General features: G+C 61.2%; 15 protein-coding genes. 8 read left to right on the plus strand and 7 right to left on the minus strand.

What is annotated here, in order from left to right:
- Position 1: 1 nt before the first annotated feature.
- Together AF70_RS13450 and dinG are read right to left on the minus strand one after the other, a co-directional pair.
- Complete coding sequence (locus AF70_RS13450) at positions 2-2,506, minus strand: beta-galactosidase (protein WP_028939245.1); 2,505 nt, start codon at positions 2,504-2,506, stop codon at positions 2-4.
- 96 nt (positions 2,507-2,602) lie between these two features.
- On the minus strand, positions 2,603-4,747 hold the full coding sequence (gene dinG, locus AF70_RS13455; protein ID WP_007935913.1) for an ATP-dependent DNA helicase DinG: 2,145 nt from the start codon (positions 4,745-4,747) through the stop codon (positions 2,603-2,605).
- Positions 4,748-4,846: 99 nt separating this feature from the next.
- Between dinG and AF70_RS13460 the strand changes: the two genes are divergently transcribed.
- Positions 4,847-5,311 carry a CopD family protein gene (locus tag AF70_RS13460; protein WP_028939244.1) on the plus strand — a complete coding sequence of 155 codons (465 nt, stop codon included), beginning with the start codon at positions 4,847-4,849 and terminating at the stop codon, positions 5,309-5,311.
- 163 nt (positions 5,312-5,474) lie between these two features.
- Here AF70_RS13460 and AF70_RS13465 read toward each other — a convergent pair whose 3' ends face one another.
- From AF70_RS13465 to AF70_RS13480, 4 genes are all read right to left on the minus strand, one after another.
- Positions 5,475-6,233 carry a hypothetical protein gene (locus AF70_RS13465; protein WP_028939243.1) on the minus strand — a complete coding sequence of 253 codons (759 nt, stop codon included), beginning with the start codon at positions 6,231-6,233 and terminating at the stop codon, positions 5,475-5,477.
- Positions 6,226-6,504: a DUF1145 domain-containing protein gene (locus tag AF70_RS13470; RefSeq protein WP_019580953.1), complete on the minus strand. Its 279-nt coding sequence runs from the start codon at positions 6,502-6,504 to the stop codon at positions 6,226-6,228. Before AF70_RS13470 ends, AF70_RS13465 begins: the two co-directional genes overlap by 8 nt.
- Before the next feature lie 162 nt (positions 6,505-6,666).
- Complete coding sequence (locus AF70_RS13475; protein WP_028939242.1) at positions 6,667-7,380, minus strand: OmpA family protein; 714 nt, start codon at positions 7,378-7,380, stop codon at positions 6,667-6,669.
- A gap of 90 nt (positions 7,381-7,470) precedes the next feature.
- Positions 7,471-8,166 carry an OmpA family protein gene (locus AF70_RS13480; protein ID WP_019580955.1) on the minus strand — a complete coding sequence of 232 codons (696 nt, stop codon included), beginning with the start codon at positions 8,164-8,166 and terminating at the stop codon, positions 7,471-7,473.
- Between the two features lie 180 nt (positions 8,167-8,346).
- Between AF70_RS13480 and AF70_RS13485 the strand changes: the two genes are divergently transcribed.
- From AF70_RS13485 to AF70_RS13500, 4 genes are all read left to right on the plus strand, one after another.
- Positions 8,347-8,844 carry a DUF6231 family protein gene (locus tag AF70_RS13485; RefSeq protein WP_018926922.1) on the plus strand — a complete coding sequence of 166 codons (498 nt, stop codon included), beginning with the start codon at positions 8,347-8,349 and terminating at the stop codon, positions 8,842-8,844.
- A gap of 4 nt (positions 8,845-8,848) precedes the next feature.
- Entirely contained in the window at positions 8,849-9,325 is a 477-nt protein-coding gene (locus AF70_RS13490; protein WP_028939241.1) for a YchJ family protein, read from the plus strand.
- A 77-nt stretch (positions 9,326-9,402) separates the two neighbouring features.
- The gene (locus AF70_RS13495; protein ID WP_019580957.1) at positions 9,403-9,891 is read left to right on the plus strand and encodes an LEA type 2 family protein; all 489 of its coding nucleotides are present in this window, start codon (positions 9,403-9,405) and stop codon (positions 9,889-9,891) included.
- 5 nt (positions 9,892-9,896) lie between these two features.
- Positions 9,897-10,106 carry an SEC-C metal-binding domain-containing protein gene (locus tag AF70_RS13500; RefSeq protein ID WP_007906737.1) on the plus strand — a complete coding sequence of 70 codons (210 nt, stop codon included), beginning with the start codon at positions 9,897-9,899 and terminating at the stop codon, positions 10,104-10,106.
- Positions 10,107-10,299: 193 nt separating this feature from the next.
- Here AF70_RS13500 and AF70_RS13505 read toward each other — a convergent pair whose 3' ends face one another.
- Positions 10,300-10,857 (minus strand): cysteine hydrolase family protein, encoded by a 558-nt coding sequence (locus AF70_RS13505; RefSeq protein WP_028939240.1) that lies wholly within the window; start codon positions 10,855-10,857, stop codon positions 10,300-10,302.
- A gap of 201 nt (positions 10,858-11,058) precedes the next feature.
- Between AF70_RS13505 and AF70_RS13510 the strand changes: the two genes are divergently transcribed.
- The 3 genes from AF70_RS13510 (at position 11,059) to AF70_RS13520 (ending at position 16,387) form a co-directional block, all read left to right on the plus strand.
- Complete coding sequence (locus AF70_RS13510) at positions 11,059-13,509, plus strand: penicillin acylase family protein (protein ID WP_028939239.1); 2,451 nt, start codon at positions 11,059-11,061, stop codon at positions 13,507-13,509.
- A 161-nt stretch (positions 13,510-13,670) separates the two neighbouring features.
- On the plus strand, positions 13,671-14,702 hold the full coding sequence (locus tag AF70_RS13515) for a ligase-associated DNA damage response exonuclease (protein WP_028939238.1): 1,032 nt from the start codon (positions 13,671-13,673) through the stop codon (positions 14,700-14,702).
- A complete protein-coding gene (locus AF70_RS13520) occupies positions 14,699-16,387 on the plus strand; it encodes an ATP-dependent DNA ligase (protein ID WP_028939237.1) in 1,689 nt (562 codons plus the stop codon). The genes AF70_RS13515 and AF70_RS13520 overlap by 4 nt, the downstream gene beginning before the upstream one ends.
- Positions 16,388-16,713: the final 326 nt, after the last annotated feature.

A 16,713-nucleotide genomic window follows, 5' to 3' on the forward strand; every position in this document is an offset into this window, starting at 1 on the left:
ATCAATGGCCATTGCCCGAATGCCCACCCGCATGGCCAGCGCCCTTGCCCGGGCCTTTGCCTGCCTCGCCTTTCCTGCCGCCCTCGACATCATGACTGGCTTTATCCGCTTCAGCGCGGGCCTTCTCGGCCTCTTTGCCGAGTTGATCGATAATCTGCCCGTTGCTTTTACGCACACTGTCGACAAAGCCCTGGAACGGCAAATCGGTAATGCCCACCAGACCGAAGTGCCCATTCTCTCCATCCAGCAGACGACCGGTCACCGGTTGATCGAGGTACTGGAACCAGTGCACTCCGACAATCGACGGCTCGCTCATCGCCTGTTTGAGGAAGTGGGCGTAAGCCGTGCCGCGGTCTTCTTCCTTCGCCAGTTGTGTCACGCCGCCCCAGAACGGGCCGCGATCTGCCGAGCCGAAGTTGAATTCGGTGATCAGCACCGGTTTGTCCAGACTGCGCAGTTTGGCGAAGTCGTAACCGTCCTGGGGTTGCAGGGTGTACATGTTGAAGCTCAACACGTCGCAGTATTGTGCACAGGACTCGACTGCCTCGGGGGAACTCACGGCAAAGCGGCCGCCCAGTAACAACTGGTTCGGCGCGTGCCATTTGAGCGAATCGGAAACGGTCTTGAAGTAGGTGTCGGCGAAGACCTTCTGGAAGTATTTGAAGTCGGCTTCGATTTCCGGGTGTTCGGCGCTCGGCTCCGGTGGCACGAAGCCTGGGTCTTCCATCAATTCCCAGGCCGGCAGATCAATGCCCCAGGCTTTCGACAACCCCGCCTGGTTGCGGTACTTGTCGCGCAGTTGCTTGAGGAAGGCGCGTTTGGCCGGCACGTCGGTGGTCATTTTCAAGGTGCCGTAGGCCAGCGCATAGCGGGCCTTCGGGTCATCGCCGGGACCGGCCCAGGCCAGCTCGTTGTCGGCGAAGTAACCGATCAGCCATGGATCGTCGCGATGGTCGCGGGCGGCGATGGCCACGGCGCGTTCGGTAGCCATGGCGAAACGCGGATCGAACGGATCGGGCATGCCGCCCCACCAATCGGTGCCGGTGCTGATGCTGGCGTAATCGCCGACGATCGACAGCGGCAAGGTGTACGGCACACGGTCAGCGTTGCCCAACACCGGTGCGCTCCAATTGCCGATCGTGTTGAAACCCCAAGCCTGCAGACGGTCGAGGGTGTGACTGGCCCAGCGTTGTTCGTCGACAGTTACTTTGCAGGGTTCGGCAGCCGCCTTTTCGACCGACGCTTCAACAGCCCCGGTCTTGGCCGCTTCGGCAACACCGGCGCTGGATTCGGTAGGCGCAGGAGCGGCTGACTGTTCGGCGGCCTTGTCAGCCGTCGCCTCAACCGCCTCGGCCTTGGCCGCTTCGGCGACACCGGCCTTGGTGTCGTTGCCCGGTGCGCAAGGGTCGCCATACAGACGTTGCAGGTTGGCGCCATAGAAATCGTACCAACGACCGGCGTTGTAGGCTCGGCCCTGATCAACACCATTGCCGCCACGGTTATCGCCTTCGCCATAGTGACTGGCCAAGGGTTCGTCGGGTTTGGGCAGGGACTCGAACATCCACTCGCGCCCGGCGACGTAGGTCTGGTTGACGCTCGGGGTCACGGTGTTGACGCCGAGGGAATAGAACGGATGCCCCTCCGGAGTCACCAGGTACCAGCGGCCATCACGCTTTTCGGTGCGGAAAAAGCCGCTGGCCTTGAACGCCGGGCCTTTGCTCAAGCCGCCGAACTTGTCCAGGGGCGCCTTCTCGCGCTCGGCCAGCCAGGTTTTCAGCTGTTGCTGTTCTTTGGCGGCGGCGGATTTCAGTTGCTCGTCGCTGCTGATCTTCTCTGGCCATTTGGCCCGGGTCGATTGACCGTAAGCGTCCACCAGACCGCCATAAGCGGCTTTGGTCACGGCCTCGCCGTCCTGCACGCCGAAGCGCTCGAGCAGGATGCTTTGGGCGACTTTCGGCTGATCCATCGACAAAGTCACCGACACCACCTGGCTGCGATCCAGCTCACCGGTGCTGCTGGCCAGCAATACACGCTGCCCCTCGACGTTGATCGGCATCGGCGGGCCGGCTTTCATGCCCTGGCTCAGCGGCGAACTCGGCTGCAGTGGTATCAACAAGGTTTGCGCCGGGCCGGCCGGCAAGTCGACACGGCTGACCAGAGTCTTGCCGTCGTTGCTCTGGATTTTCACGTACAGGGTCACGGCCCAGTTCATCGCGCTCTGGATTCGCAGGCTCATGGCGCCCGACTGCGACCAGTCCCAGGCACCGGTCTGCGGCGTCAGGCGCAAGGTCGGCTGGGCAGTCGGGTTGAAGGTCACGCGACGCAACACTTCGCCTTCGGCCGTTTGCTCCGCATTGGATTGCGGCAGGCTGGCGTCCTGGGTCGCCACCTGAACCACGTCGGCAGGACGCACAAAATTGAACAGCGTCTGCTGGCCGGCGGGGGCCGCCAGCAAAGGGGCTGCGAACATCAAGGCAAAAACGGCGGGCAACGAACGGCGAATCATAAGAACGTGGTTCTCCCTAACGACCATCAATGGGCCAGTGGAAAGGCAGTGGCAGTGAGGTAGACAACGCGGTGGGCAAATTTGCCCACCGGCGCATCAGGAAATTTCACGACGAAATGGCGGCAACGCATTGAGAATAGCTTTGCCGTAGCGCTGCGTGACCAAACGACGGTCAAGCAAGGTGATGGTGCCGCGGTCTTCTTCGGTTCGCAGCAGGCGACCGCAGGCCTGGACCAGTTTCAGCGAGGCGTCCGGCACGGAGATTTCCATGAAAGGATTGCCGCCGCGAGCCTCGATCCACTCAGCCAGCGCGGCTTCGACCGGATCGTCGGGCACCGAGAACGGGATCTTGGCGATCACCACGTGCTCGCAGTAGGCACCGGGCAAATCCACGCCTTCGGCAAAACTCGCCAGGCCGAACAGCACGCTGGAATCCCCGCCATCGACCCGCGCCTTGTGCTTGTTCAGGGTTTCCTGCTTCGACAGGTTGCCTTGAATGAACACTTGCTTGCGCCAGTCGCGATCCAGCCCGTCGAATACGTCCTGCATCTGTTTGCGCGAGGAGAACAGCACCAGAGTGCCACGGGAGCCCTCGACCAGTTCCGGCAAGTCGCGAATGATCGCCGCCGTATGAGCCGGCGCATCGCGCGGGTCGGCTTTCAGGTCCGGCACCCGCAGTACGCCGGCGTCGGCATGATGGAACGGGCTCGGGACCACGGCGGTCACGGCGGTTTTCGGCAGGCCGGCGCGCATGCGGAAACGGTCGAAGGTGCCGAGAGCGGTCAGGGTCGCCGAGGTCACCAGCGCCCCGTAAGCCACGTTCCACAGGTTGCGCCGGAGCATTTCCGCCGCGAGGATCGGGCTGGCATTGACCTCGATGTCGAACAACGAACCGCTTTCGGCCAGCGTCAGCCAACGGGCCATGGGCGGGTTGTCTTCCGGGTCTTCGACGGTGAAGGCGGTCCACAACTCCCAGTTGCCCGAAGAACGCGACAGCAGGCTACCGAACAGCGGATACCACTCTTCGGCCTGGTTGCTGGCGATGCCGATGTTGACCTCGCCGTCCATGCCTTCCTTGAGCAGTTCGGTAAGCCGGGTGAACAGGTCGGTCAGTCGGGCAAAGCCCTTTTTCAACTCGATGCCCATCTCACGCATGTGTTCGGGAATCACCCCGCCGACGAAACGGTGACGCGGCCGCTCGCGACCTTCGACGTCTTCGCCGGGCTTGAAGTCGGCGACTTGCTCACAGGCACTGAACATGAACTGCTGCTGGGTCTTGATCTCCCGGGCCAGTTCCGGCACCTGCTCGATCAACTTGCCCAGATCCCCCGGCAACGGGTGCTGGGCGAGCAATTTGGTGAGGTTCTTGGCGGTGGTCTCCAGCCAGTCGGCGGTGGAGCGCAGGCGCGTGTAATGGGCGAAGTGGCCGATGGCCTTGTCTGGCAGGTGATGGCCTTCGTCGAACACGTAGATCGTGTCGCGCGGGTCCGGCAGAACCGCGCCGCCACCCAGGGCCAGGTCGGCCAGGACCATGTCGTGGTTGGTGACGATCACGTCGACCTTGCCCATGCCTTCGCGGGCCTTGTAAAAGGCGCACTGGCCGAAGTTGGGGCAATGGCGGTTGGTGCACTGGCTGTGATCGGTGGTCAGGCGCGCCCAGTCGGCGTCTTCGAGCGCGGTGGACCAACTGTCGCGGTCGCCGTCCCACTTATTGCCGGCAAGTTTCTCGATCATGCTGGTGAACAGCTTCTGACTGGCCTCATCGACCTCGATCTTGAAGCCTTCTTCTTCGAACAGCTGTGCGGTAGCGGTTTGCGCGTGACCTTCCTGGAGCAACATGTCGAGCTTGGACAAGCACATGTAGCGCCCCCGGCCCTTGGCCAGGGCGAAGCTGAAATTCAGCCCGCTATTGCGCATCAGGTCGGGCAAATCCTTGTAGACGATCTGTTCTTGCAGGGCCACGGTGGCCGTGGCGATCACCAGACGCTTGCCAGCGGCCTTGGCGGCGGGGATCGCCGCCAGGCTGTAGGCCACGGTTTTGCCGGTACCGGTGCCGGCTTCCACCGCGACAATCGCGGGGTCGCCACTGCGCCGGCCTTCGTCGTCGGTGTCGATGTCACCGAGGACTTTGGCGATTTCGGCGATCATCAGGCGTTGGCCGTAGCGCGGCTTGAGGCTCTTGGCTTCGAGAAAACGCGAGTAGGCGCCCTGGATCGTGGTTTTGAGTTCAGTGCTGATCATTGATTGTCGGGCGCAAAAAACGCTGGATAAATTTTCAGTGGTTCGGATCGGCCGCTATCATACCCCGCTAATTAATCCCGCGCAGAACGGAGTACCCCAATGACACCTTTTGGCATCGTTTATACCCTGCACGTCCTGGCCGCCCTGGTCTGGGTCGGCGGCATGTTTTTCGCCTGGATGGTCCTGCGTCCTGCGGCGTTGAAGGCGTTGGAAGGCCCTGCCCGGTTGAAGCTGTGGGTGGAAGTGTTTCAAGGTTTTTTCCGCTGGGTCTGGGTCGCGGTGGTGCTTTTGCCGATCAGCGGTGTGGGCATGATTCATTTGCAGTTCACCGGGTTTGAAGCGGCACCGCGGTATGTGCAGGTGATGATGGGACTGTATGTGGTGATGACCGCGTTCTTTATCCGGATTCAGGCGCTGCTGCTGCCGGAACTGCGCACGGCGGTGGCGGCTGAGGATTGGCCGACGGGCGCGGCGACGCTGGGCAAGATTCGCCGGTTGGTGGGGATTAACCTGATGGTCGGGTTGGTGCTGGTGGCGATTGCTGCGGCTCGGCCGATGTTCTGAGCAATGCATAGCGTCTGTGGCGAGGGAGCTTGCTCCCGCTCGGCTGCGTAGTAGTCGTAATCGATCACTGCGCACGTTCTGAAAGAACAGGGTCGCCGGCTTTGGGGCCGCTTCGCGACCCAGCGGGAGCAAGCTCCCTCGCCACAGGGGTTCTCGGTCGTTCTTACAACCGCTGAATGCTCACCGAACCTGCCGCCCCGGCAGGCCCAGGCTGGCCATCGGCACCGGGGCGACCGCTCTTGCCGCCATCGGCTTTATAGACAATGCAGCCCTTGGCCTTGCCGCCCGCCCCCGGTTTGCCACCCGGTCCGGCCGCGCCACCGACTCCGCCCGCCACCTCGACCTTGATCTGCTCCGCCGGATAGTCACGCGGCACTTCCAGCCGAACCAGCGCCCCCGGCGCACCGGGTTGGCCGTCGCTGCCGTCACTGCCATCGGAGCCGCGACCGGCCTGGCCCCAGGTGCAACCCGGTGCTTGGCCGTTGGCCCCGTCAAGACCGACAAAACCCGGGGCGCCCGCGCCACCGCGAGCGTCTACCGACAATTGCGGCGCCTTCAGCGCTTTGATCTGCAAATTCAGATTGCGCCCGGAGCGGGCGGCCTTGAGATAAGTTCCGGGGGCGCCCCGCGCGGTGATCTGGCTGCCTTCAGCCAACTCGGCCCGGCTGACTTTCAATTCCAGTGCCTGTTCGCTCGGCACAATGGCGATCCGCGCTTCGCGTCCCAGGCGCAGTTCACTGACCGATACTTCGGTCACATTCGAAGGAATCAGCAAGGTGCCGTAATCGGCGACTTCCAACCGTTCCAGTTGCAAGGAACTGGCAGTGTTGGGCAAACGCATCAGCGAGTTGGTTTCAACACTCACCACCTGAGCGCAGGCCAATGGGCTGATGAGTGCGGCGAGCAGACAGAGTTTACGCATGGGAAGCCTTCGCAGTGGCCGGGGCCGGAATGGTTTGCAGGTGGAAAACGCCGAAAAAGACAATCTTCAGGCGATCACGCCAGGGGTGGGCTCGACCTTTGAGGCTGCGATTGCAGAACACTAGCTCCAGAAGATGAGCCAGCGCCAACAGGCTGCCGGCCAGATTGACCAACAGGTGCAGTGGATGAACAAACGGTATGAGCAGATTGACCAGCACCACCAACCAGAACAGCAGGGTCAACAACTTCCCCAGCCCCCAAAACACCTTCATACGCTCCCCCGTCGAGAATTATTATTTGCACGCACAGTAACGGCTTACACGCGGGATAAGCCAGAGGGCAACGGAAAATTCTTCCGAAAGGCATCGAATGGCCGCCGGATCAACCTTGACGGTCATCCGACGGCTCTATCACGGGCCTCTTGATCACGGAGCCTAGCGATTGATGTGCAACTCCACACGACGGTTTTTTGCCCGCCCTTCTTCCGTATCATTGTCAGCCACCGGCTGGGTTTCACCCCGTCCTTCGCTGGTGAGTTTGTTCGGCGCCAGCCCCCGGCTCAACAGGTAGGCCGCCACGCTGCTGGCACGACGTTCCGACAGCTTCTGGTTATAGGCGTCCGAACCCTGACTGTCGGTATGGCCGACGACCTTGACGCTCACCACATCGGCACTCTGCAATTTGGGCATCAACGAATCCAGCTCGCTGCGCGCCTCGGGCGTCAGGTCGGATTTGTTGTACGCGAACAACACATTACTGCTCAGAGTGATGACTTCGGATACCGGCGGTTCAGCAGGTTTTACGCTGGCCGGATATTGCGGCAGCGGGCAACCGTGATGATCGACAGGTGTATTGGCAGGCGTATCGGGGCACCGATCGCGTCGATCGAAAACACCGTCACCGTCCTCGTCGCCATCCTGGGCGTAACAGACCAAGCCACCGGTCAAGATACCGAGCGCCGCTCCACCTGCCGCCCAACCGCCACTTTCGATCGCGCCCAAACCGCCGCCAACCAGTCCGCCAATGACACTGCAGATCGGCCAGGTACGTTGATTCAAGGGGGCGGTGCCATCGCTGTGAGTCGCGCAGCCGGTCAGAAGACTGCCAAGCAGTAGAACCGGCAAGACGGTCCTTGTGAGAACGCTCATTGTGAATGCTCCTGTGTCACCGGCCCATACCGGTCACACAGGAGTAAAGACCCGCATCCGCGACTGCACAAGCCGCGGAATACAAGGGGGTTAGCGGTCGATTTTGATTTCCGTACGCCGGTTCAGCGCACGGCCTTCAGCGGTTTTGTTATCGGCCACCGGCTGGCTTTCACCGGCACCGGTCACAGACACGAAACTGCTGCGTGGCACGCCTTGGGAAATCAGGTACTCCACCACCGAATGGGCGCGTTTGTCCGACAGTTTCTGGTTGTATTTATCGCTGCCGACGCTGTCGGTATGACCGGTCACGGTCAACCGGGCGCTGGCGGATTCCTGTTTCAGGCGCGTAGCAACGGTGTTGAGTACCTCTTTATCGGCTGGGGTGAGCTTGGACGAGTCGAACTGGAAGTGAACATCACGGATAACGATGACTTCTTCCTTGACCACCGCCTTCTCTTCGACCACTGGCGCAGGCGCGGGTGGAGGGCAGCCGTCGGCATCGACTCGCACGCCTCTTGGTGTGTGCGGGCACTTGTCGCGGCTATCCGGCACGCCATCGCCGTCTTCGTCGCCATCGCCATGCACCCAGCAATAAGCCGCTGCCGTGCCGCCGACCAGTAGTGCGCCATACCCCGCCCATGAAGAGCTCTCCGTCGCACCGAGCCCTGCACCGACGACACCACCGACCGCCGCACAGGTCGGCCAGTCGGTTTTCTGCAAACCTGCGCAACCAGTCAACACACTGGTTAGCAGAACCAAAGGTAATGCTGTCCGAACTATGCTCATCTAGTTTTCTCCTGAGGGATCGGCTAATAACCGATTTCAAGGAGTAAAGACCGGACTTTTAATATCCGCCAGCAATAGGCCATTGCTGTTTTGCCTTGTGTTCACGGAAGATCGGCGCTTTTTTGCTTAAACACGCTCGACAAGACACGTTAATCTTGGCGTTCTGATTGAGGATCTTCGATGACTGCAAGTATTTCTTCGCGCACGCCCCAGCAGGCGTTGGCCGCTTTGCTTGATCGTTACGCCCCGACGCGTCTGTTGCTGATTGGCGCCAGTGAGTTCCCCGCGCTCGAGGCATTCAAGCTCGCGCACCCGGACAGCATCGTCGCCTTTGCCGCACCCGGAGCATTGCCGGCCGAACTGGCGGCGCAGCGGTTTGATCTGGCGCTGGTGGTCGATTGCCTCGAACACTTGCCCAAGCGCGACGGCCTGAATCTGCTCGGCGGGATCCGCAACCTCAATGCCAGTCGCATTGCGGTGCTTGCCGACTTGCCCGCCAGCGGTTGGCAGGAGACGGATTTTTTCTCCCTGGCCCTGCAAGCCAGCGAACGCTTCCAGCGCGACGATCAAGTGTTGACGTTGTTTACCTACGATCTGCTTGACTACAAACAGGTGCCCGACTGGCTCAACTCACGCTTCTGGGCCAATCCGGAAAACTTCGGGAAATACTGGTGGTAACGCAATGAGTACATCCATTTGCCCTTGCGGCAGCGGCACGCTGCTCGATGCCTGCTGCGGCCATTACCATGCCGGCCATCCGGCCCCCAGCGCCGAAGTCCTGATGCGTTCGCGCTACAGCGCCTATGTGCTGGGGCTGGTCGACTATCTGGTGGCCACCACCCTACCCGCGCAACAGGCCGGCCTGGATCGCCAGTCGATCAGCGACTGGAGCGCCCAAAGCACCTGGCTGGGCCTGGAGGTGGAAAGCGCCGAGGTTTTCGGTGGCCAGCCGGAGCACGCCTTCGTCACCTTTACCGCTCGCTGGCACGACAGCAGCGGCGAACACAGCCACCGCGAACGTTCGTCATTCGTGCAGAACGCCGGCCGCTGGTACTTCATCGACCCTACCGTGCCGCTCAAGGCCGGGCGCAACGATGCGTGCCCGTGCGCCAGCGGGCAGAAGTTCAAGAAGTGCTGCGCGAGTTATTTCAGCGCTTGAGGTGCCCCCTGTAGCAGCTGCTACAGCGAACGCAGCCTCGCAGGCTCGGCAGCTGCTACAAAGGGAGAAACACGACCATGATCACCGGACGACTCGCGCTCTATCTGTTCACTTTGCTGCTTCTGTTTTCAGGACTCGGCGGCTGTGCCTCATGGTTCAGCAACGACTTGCCAGACCCGCAAGTGCATCTGGTCAAGGTCGAGGTGGTCCGGGCCAAGTTGCTGGAGCAGAAATTCCTGCTGCATTTTCGCGTCGACAACCCTAATGACGAAGACCTGACGGTGCGCGCCCTGGAATATCGCATTCACCTGGGGGACATCCTGCTGGCCGAAGGCGAGCACGAACATTGGTTCACCGTCGGCCCCAAGCACAGCGCCTACTTCAAGGTGCCGATCCGCACCAACCTGTGGCCCAGGGTTCGGGACGTGGTGAAACTGCTGAAAAAACCCGAGCAACCGATTCCCTATCGTCTGGAAGGAACGCTTGAAACCGGTTTATTCATCGCGCACTACGTGCACCTGGCGCGCAATGGCGTGATAATCGCCGCCGATTTAATTCCGGAGTGACCCCGATGACCCAGCAACCCCACGTCCATGGCCCTGACTGCAACCACGATCATGACCATCACGACCACCATGATCACGACCATGGCCACGTTCATGGCCCGAACTGCGGCCACGCCCACCAGGAACCGGTGCGTAACGCCCTGAAAGACGTCGGCCGCAACGACCCTTGCCCATGCGGCAACGGCAAGAAATTCAAGAAGTGCCACGGGGCTTGAGGCTTCGGGCGGATAATTTCTTCGCCTGTTGAATCGCAAATCCCTGTAGGAGCGAGGCTTGCCCGCGAAAAGGGCGCCACGATCAATCAGAAAAACCGCGTCATCGTTCTTCGCGGGCAAGCCTCGCTCCTACAAGTTGATCTGCACCCCAAAAGTTGGACACCAATCCTAATTTTGGGGTCAGTTCAAGGTTTCAGTCGTTCATGAGGATGTTTGCGGCGCTGACGACCGTCGCATATTCCCCACGCAGATTCCCCAGCGACATCGCATGCACTTCTTCAGCTGAATGGGCATTACCGAAAAAGTCCGCCTTGTCGAAGGTAAAGCACGCATCCTCCACAACCCACGCCTCAAACCCCAGGTTGCCAGCCGTTCGTGCCGTGGACTCCACCGAGTTGTGAGTCGCCACGCCAACGATGATCAATTGATCGATCTCCGCCTCGCGCAAACGCGCCTCCAGCCCCGTCGAACAAAACGCATCCGGCACTTGTTTCTGTATCAGCCACTCACCGATCGATGGCTGGAAGCGCTCCTGAAACTCCACCCCCGATTGCTGCGGCCAGAACACCGAATCCACAGAGCGGGACAGGTGCTGCACATGAATCACCGGTCGCCCGGTGCGACGCCAATGCCCCAATAACTCCAGGATGCGCTCTTCAGCCTGAGGGTTGTTTCGACGACCCAACTTGGGATGCAGGATGCCTTTTTGTTGATCGATGATGATCAGCGCCGCGTTTGTCTTAAGCTCCATGCCGACTTTCCCTATGCGAGGTCATTGAATTTGCCGCACTTCAGCATCGCCTCTTGCTACTGGCAAGCCATCAAACGCAAACAGGATGACCTGATGCCGGCGATCACCGAAAAGAAATAACCCAGCCGCCGCTTGCGCGGCCACCTCCTGCTCACTAACGTAGCGCCTTTGTCGCGTCACTACCCCCGCAGGAGCTTTGCCATGGCCTCGCCAGCCCTTACACATTTTCTTCCCCGGTTCGGCGTTGCCGCAGCAGTGGCCGGTGTTTTGAGCCTGACCGGTTGTCAGACCTGGAACGCCCAGGACACCCTCCCCCCCACCTCCGGCGTGCAAGCGCTGAAGGGCCTGGCGCAAAACGTTTCAGTCCGCCGCAATGCCATGGGCATGCCGCTGATCGAGAGCAACAGCTTCCACGATGCGCTGTTCACCCTCGGCTACGTGCACGCCAGCGACCGCATCAGCCAAATGGTCACTCTGCGCCTGCTGGCCCAGGGCCGTCTGGCGGAGATGTCCGGCGCGGACCTGCTCGATGCCGACCGCTACATGCGTGCGGTCAACCTGAAGAAAAGCGCGGATGAGCTGTATAAGGCCTCGTCGCCACGCCTCAAGCGTTTCTTCGAAGTCTATGCCCGCGGGGTCAACGCCTACCTGTTCCGCTACCGCGACAAGCTGCCGGCGGACCTCGCGGCCACCGGCTACAAGCCTGAGTACTGGAAACCGGAAGATTCGGCGCTGATGTTCTGCCTGCTGAACTTCAGCCAGTCGGCGAACCTGCCGGAAGAAATTTCCTCGCTGATGCTGGCCCAGACCGTCAGCACCGACAAACTGGCGTGGCTGACCCCGTCCGCTCCCGACGAAAAACTGCCGGTGGCTGAAGCTGAAAAACTTCAGGGCATCAAACTCACCGGGCAAATCCCGGGGCTGAGCGAAATCAGCAAAGCCACTGGTCAACTGTCGGATCTGAATCTGCTGGGCGCTACCTCCTCGAACAACTGGGCGATCGCCCCGCAACGCAGCCGCAGCGGTAAGAGCCTGCTGGCCAGCGACAGCCATGGACCGCTGGGCGTCCCTTCGTTGTTCAGTTACGTGCAGATTCGCGCACCGAAATACCAGGCCTCCGGCGTAACCATTGCCGGGTTACCGATGGTGCTCGCTGGTTTCAACGGCAAAGTGGCGTGGAGCATGACCACAGTCATGGGCGACAACCAGGACGTGTTCCTGGAAAAAATCAAACGCCAGGGCAATGGCCTTTCCTACGAAGTGGGCGGCAAATGGCAGCCGGCGATCGTGCGCAACGAAACCTATTTCGTCAAAGGCCAGCGACCGATTCGCGAAGCGGTGTACGAAACTCGCCATGGGCCACTGCTCAACAGCGCCCAGGGCACGGCACTGGCGAATGGTTTCGGCCTGGCCCTGCAGGCGCCGGACTTCACCGATGACAAAACCCTGGACGCCTTTTTCGACCTATCCCGGGCGCAGAGTACCGAGAGAGCGTCGGACGCCAGCCGTGAAATCCGCGCCATCGCCCTGAATCTGGTGTTTGCCGATGCCAGCAATATCGGCTGGCAAGTCACCGGTCGCTACCCGAACCGTCGCGAAGGCGAAGGCTTGCTGCCGTCGCCGGGCTGGGAAGGTCGCTACGACTGGGACGGTTACGCCGACCCGATGCTCCATCCGTATGATCAGGACCCGGCGCAGGGCTGGCTCGGCACCGCCAACCAGCGGGTCATTCCCCATGGCTACGGCATGCAGCTGTCCAATTCCTGGGCGGCGCCGGAGCGTGGCGAACGCATGGCCGAACTGGCGGGCGCGGGCAAACACGACACCCGCAGCCTGATCGCCATGCAATACGACCAGACCACCACCTTCGCCGCCAAGCTGAAGAAGATGTTTGAAGCGCCGGGCATGGCCCAGCCACTCAAGCAGGCCATCGAAGCGTTGCCGGTGGCCGATCGCGGCAAGGCTCGCGAGGCGTATACCCGCTTGATGGCCTTCGACGGCAAACTCAGCCCGACTTCCGCCGACGCAGCGATTTACGAGTTGTTCCTGCAGGAAAGCACCAAACAGATTTTCCTCGACGAACTGGGCCCGGAAAGCAGCCCGGCGTGGAAAGCCTTTATCGCCAACGGCAAATTATCCTACGCGGCCCAGGCCGATCACCTGCTTGGGCGTGAGGACAGTCCGTTTTGGGATGACGTGCGCACCGCGCAGAAAGAAGACAAACCGGCGATCCTGGCCCGTAGCCTGGCGGCTGCGATCAGCGCGGGTGACAGCCAGCTGGGCGGTGATCACAAAGCCTGGCAGTGGGGCAAGCTGCACCGCTACGAGTGGAAAAACGCCAGCGGCCAGACCGTGCGCGGTCCGCTGGCGGCCGGCGGCGATCACACCACGCTCAACACCGCCTCGTTCGCCTGGGGTCAGGACTTCAACACCACGCAGGCCCCGGCCATGCGCTTTATTGTCGACTTCGGCCAGGCCGAGCCGCTGATGGGCCAGAACGCTACCGGCCAATCCGGCAACCCGGCCAGCCCGCACTATCTCGACAGCGTCGATCCATGGCTCAAGGGTCAATACATGAGCCTGCCGATGCAGCCGCAGAACTTTGACAAGGTGTATGGCAAGACGCGGTTGACGTTGACGCCTGGCAAGTAACAAAGATCGCAGCCTGCGGCAGCGCCTACAGGGGATTCGCCCCCATCTGTAAGCGCTGCCGCAGGCTGCGATCTTTTGTTTTTAATCTCTGTGAAAATAAATAGAACTTCTCGTTTCGGGCAAACCTCCTAGCTAACAGGCCTCTCCATTCTGGTAACAATATGGACCTTGTTATCGCACGTCCTGAAGGTTTGTACTGCCCGCCCGGGGATTTCTATATCGACCCGTGGCGCCCTGTCGAGCGCTCAGTCATCACCCACGCTCATAGCGACCATGCTCGCCGTGGCAATCAACACTATCTGGCGGCGGCCCCGGGTGCGGGCATTCTGCGCGCGCAGCTGGGCCAGAACATCAACCTGCAAACGCTGCCCTATGGCGAGCAATTGCTGCACCATGGCGTAAAACTGAGTTTTCACCCCGCAGGCCACATGCTCGGCTCAGCCCAGGTGCGGTTGGAATTCGGCGGTGAGGTCTGGGTCGCCTCCGGTGATTACAAAACAGAGCCCGACGGCACCTGTGCACCGTTCGAACCGGTGCGCTGTCACACCTTCATCACAGAATCGATGTTCGGCCTGCCAATTTACCGCTGGCAACCCCAGGCGCAGATCCTTGCCGAGATCAATCAGTGGTGGCGGGCCAACGCCGCAGTCGATAAAACCAGCGTGCTGCTCTGCCATGCCTTCGGCAAGGCTCAGCGGGTTCTTCATGGCCTCGATACCAGCCTGGGTCCGATCCTGGTGCATGGCGCGGTTGAACCGATCAATCAGTTTTATCGTCAGAGCGGCATTCATTTACCGCCAACGATTTATGCCCGCGAAGTAAAAAAGCAGGATCCGATGATGCGCAAAGCTCTGGTCCTCGCGCCGCCTGCAACGGGTACCAGCAATTGGGTACGGCGCTTCGGCGACTACAGCGATGCCCTCGCCAGCGGTTGGATGCGTTTGCGCGGCACGCAGCGGCGGCATGGTGTGGATCGTGGTTTCGTGTTGTCCGATCACGCCGATTGGCCCGGCCTGCTCTGGGCCATCGAACAGTCCGGGGCCGAGCGGGTGAAGGTCACCCATGGATCGATCGGAGTGCTGGTGCGGCATCTGCGCGAACAGGGCCTTGATGCCATGGGACTGCGCACCGAATACGGCGACGACGAGAACAACGCAGCCTTCGAACCCGAGAGCACCGAGGTGCAGGCATGAAAGCCTTCGCCGAGCTGTATGCCGAACTCGATGCCACCACCTCAAGCAACGCCAAACTGGCGGCGATGCAGCATTATTTCGCCCAGGCCACGCCCGAAGATGCCGCCTGGGCGGTGTATTTGCTGGCCGGCGGGAGGTCTCGGCAATGGGTGCCGGTACGGGTGCTGCGCGACATGGCAATCGCGTGTTCCGGGCTCTCGCCCTGGTTGTTCGAGGAAAGCTACCAGGCGGTGGGTGATCTGGCGGAAACCATTTCGCTGGTGCTGCCCGAAACGCCTCACACGTCTACCGACAGACTGACGGTGTGGATTGAAGACAAACTGTTGCCGCTGCGTAGCGCGCCCCCGCGGGTCCTCGCCGAACGCCTGCCCGCGCTGTGGGCGCAACTGGATCGCCAGGGCCTGATGCTGTGCATCAAACTGATCACCGGCAGTTTCCGTGTCGGTGTCTCCAAATCGCAGGTCACCCGCGCCGTGGCAGCTATGGCCGGGCTCGACGGTAAACGCGTGGCCCAGCGGCTGGTGGGTTACACCGACCCGTCGCACCGCCCGAATGCCGCCAGTTACCTGAAGCTGATTGCCCCCGAAGCACCCGATGAACATGCCCAACGGGGTGGCCAACCCTACCCGTTCTTCCTTGCCCATGCGTTGTCGCAACCGGTTAAGCAGTTCGAAGCCCTGCTCGGCCCGGCCAGCCAATGGCAAGTGGAGTGGAAATGGGACGGCATCCGCGCCCAAGTGGTCAAGCGCGACGGTCGCTTATGGGTCTGGTCGCGAGGCGAAGAACTGGTGACCGAACGCTTCCCCGAACTGGGCAGCCTGGTTCACGACTTGCCCGACGGCACGGTGATCGACGGTGAAATCGTCGCCTGGAAAACCGCGCCCTCGGGCTCTGGGAGCGCTTGCGAGCGGCAATCGCCTGCGTCGCTGGCGGTGCAACCTTTCGCCCTGCTGCAAAAACGCAGCAGCCGTAACACGCTGGACAAGAAAATCCTCGATGAGGTGCCCGTGGTCATTCAGGCCTTTGACCTGCTCGAATGGCAGGGCCAGGATTTGCGCAACCAGACTCAGGCCATGCGCCGCACTCAGTTGGAACACCTTGTCACCACCTGCGCAAACCCGGTGTTACTTGCCTCGCCCATGTTGATCGGCGAAGACTGGTTCGACCTCGCCCGCCAACGGGAAGCCTCTCGCAAACTGAAGGTCGAAGGCATGATGCTCAAGGCCCGCGATGCGCAGTATGGCGTCGGGCGGAACAAAGACACGGGCGTGTGGTGGAAATGGAAAGTCGACCCGTTCAGTGTCGATGCAGTGCTGATCCATGCCCAGCAGGGTCATGGCCGCCAGGCCAGTCTCTACACTGATTACACTTTCGCCGTGTGGGACGGCCCACCCTCTGCCAGCGAGCGGACACTGGTGCCTTTCGCCAAGGCCTACTCCGGGTTGACCAACGAAGAAATCCGCCAGATCGACAGCATCGTACGCAAGACCACGGTTGAAAAATCCGGACCGGTGATCCGTGTGCAACCGAGCCTCGTGTTTGAGCTGGGATTCGAGAGCATTGCCCCGTCGAAACGGCACCCGAGCGGGATTGCGGTGCGGTTTCCGCGGATATTGCGCTGGCGGCTGGACAAGTCGGTGGAAGAAGCTGACAGCCTGGCGGCGTTGCAGGATTTACTGGCTTGACCCGACTCTTGTGGCCCTGCCTTTGTAGCAGCTGGCGAAGCCTGCGTTCGGCTGCGCAGCAGTCGTGAATCCAGCTGATGCGGTCCGCCTGACTCACCGCAAGTTCTGATTTTTCGACTGCTGCGCAGCCGAACGCAGCCTCGCAGGCTCGACAGCTGCTACATAAATAGCATCAAGATTTAATGGGCATGAGCCTCCCCGCGCACCATCCAGGCGCAAGAATCTGGCGATGCCCGTTTTCGTGCACAAATCGCGCTTTGCCACTTCCTGAATCATCTTTTAAAACGCTTGTTCGGGACTCTGGTTCGGAAATTGCTACTTTTAAT

Origin of the sequence: Pseudomonas sp. KD5, assembly GCF_012932895.1 — a bacterium.
GTDB lineage: Bacteria > Pseudomonadota > Gammaproteobacteria > Pseudomonadales > Pseudomonadaceae > Aquipseudomonas.